Genomic DNA, 2,251 nt, shown 5'->3' on the forward strand with positions numbered 1-2,251 from the left:
GAACGTGGGGAAGTGAAACATCTCAGTACCCACAGGAAGAGAAAACAACCGTGATTCCGTGAGTAGTGGCGAGCGAAAGCGGAGGAGGCTAAACCGTTTCCATGTGATACCCGGCAGGGGTTGTGGGAGCGGGGTCGTGGGACCGTTCCGAGTGTGCTGCCGCGCACTCAGGGAGTGAGAAAGTGCTGTCGTTAGTGGAAGGCCTCTGGAAGGGGTCGCCGGAGAGGGTGAGAGCCCCGTACACGAAAACGCAGCGCCTCCCGAGCGTGTTTCCCAAGTAGCACCGAGCCCGTGAAATTCGGTGTGAATCTGGCGGGACCACCCGCTAAGCCTGAATACTCCCTGGTGACCGATAGCGGACAAGTACCGTGAGGGAAAGGTGAAAAGTACCCCGGGAGGGGAGTGAAATAGTACCTGAAACCGTGTGCCTACAAGCCGTGAGAGCCTTAGGTCCTTCGGGGCCGGGGTGATTGCGTGCCTTTTGAAGAATGAGCCTGCGAGTTAGTGGTACGTGGCGAGGTTAACCCGTGGGGGGTAGCCGTAGCGAAAGCGAGTCCGAACAGGGCGAATCAGTCGCGTGCTCTAGACCCGAAGCCGAGTGATCTACCCATGGCCAGGTTGAAGCGCGGGTAAGACCGCGTGGAGGACCGAACCCACCAGGGTTGAAAACCTGGGGGATGAGCTGTGGGTAGGGGTGAAAGGCCAATCAAACTCGGTGATAGCTGGTTCTCCCCGAAATGCATTTAGGTGCAGCGTCACGTGTTTCTTGCCGGAGGTAGAGCACTGGATGGCCGATGGGCCCCACAAGGTTACTGACGTCAACCAAACTCCGAATGCCGGTAAGTGAGAGCGTGGCAGTGAGACTGCGGGCGATAAGGTTCGTAGTCGAGAGGGAAACAGCCCAGATCATCGGCTAAGGCCCCTAAGCGTGTGCTAAGTGGAAAAGGATGTGGAGTCGCAGAGACAACCAGGAGGTTGGCTTAGAAGCAGCCATCCTTGAAAGAGTGCGTAATAGCTCACTGGTCAAGTGATTCCGCGCCGACAATGTAGCGGGGCTCAAGCACACCGCCGAAGCCGTGGCATTCACACGTATCTCCGTCGGTTCTCCTCGGAGGGCCGGCCAGGGGTGTGGATGGGTAGGGGAGCGTCGTGTGGCGGTGGAAGCGGCGGAGGAATCCAGCCGTGGACGCCACGCGAGTGAGAATGCAGGCATGAGTAGCGAGAGGGGAGTGAGAACCTCCCCCGCCGGAAGACCAAGGGTTCCTGGGCCAGGCTAATCCGCCCAGGGTGAGTCGGGACCTAAGGCGAGGCCGACAGGCGTAGTCGATGGACAACGGGTTGATATTCCCGTACCCGCGAAGGAACGCCCATGCCGAACCCAGCGATGCTAACCGCCCGAACACCCGTGCCGGCTCTTTCGAGGGTCGTCGCGGGAACTAGCGCGGGATCCGGACTGGTAGTAGGCAAGCGATGGGGTGACGCAGGAAGGTAGTCCTACCGGTGAGTGGTAGTACCGGAGCAAGGGTGTGGCCCGCGGAGCAGGTAAATCCGTTCCGCATGCAGGGTGAGGCCCGACGCATAGCCGAATGAGGCGAATGGGATGATCCTATGCTGCCGAGAAAAGCCTCTAGCGAGTTCCGAGCGGCCCGTACCCCAAACCAACTCAGGTGGTCAGGTAGAGAATACCGAGGCGATCGAGCGAACTGTGGTTAAGGAACTCGGCAAAATGCCCCCGTAACTTCGGGAGAAGGGGGGCCTCAGCCCGTGAACCGCTTCGCGCGGGGCAGCGGGAGGAGGCCGCAGAGACCAGTGAGAAGCGACTGTTTACTAAAAACACAGGTCCGTGCGAAGTCGTAAGACGATGTATACGGACTGACGCCTGCCCGGTGCTGGAACGTTAAGGGGACGGGTTAGCTACATCTGTGGCGAAGCTCAGAACTCAAGCGCCAGTAAACGGCGGTGGTAACTATAACCATCCTAAGGTAGCGAAATTCCTTGTCGGGTAAGTTCCGACCTGCACGAATGGCGTAACGACTTCTCAGCTGTCTCAACCACAGGCTCGGCGAAATTGCACTACGAGTAAAGATGCTCGTTACGCGCGGCAGGACGGAAAGACCCCGGGACCTTTACTATAGCTTGATATTGGTGTTCGGTTCGGCTTGTGTAGGATAGGTGGGAGACTGCGAAGCCCGCACGCCAGTGCGGGTGGAGTCGCCGTTGAAATACCACTCTGGTCGAATTGGATGTCTAA

Annotated in this window: 1 rRNA gene; it reads left to right on the top strand. The window is 58.7% G+C overall.

Annotation, left to right across the window (positions count from 1 at the left end):
- Positions 1 to 2,251 (top strand): 23S ribosomal RNA (locus tag ACFSHS_RS22530); the annotation flags it as partial.

Origin of the sequence: Blastococcus deserti (genome assembly GCF_042682525.1) — a bacterium.
GTDB lineage: Bacteria > Actinomycetota > Actinomycetes > Mycobacteriales > Geodermatophilaceae > Blastococcus_B > Blastococcus_B deserti.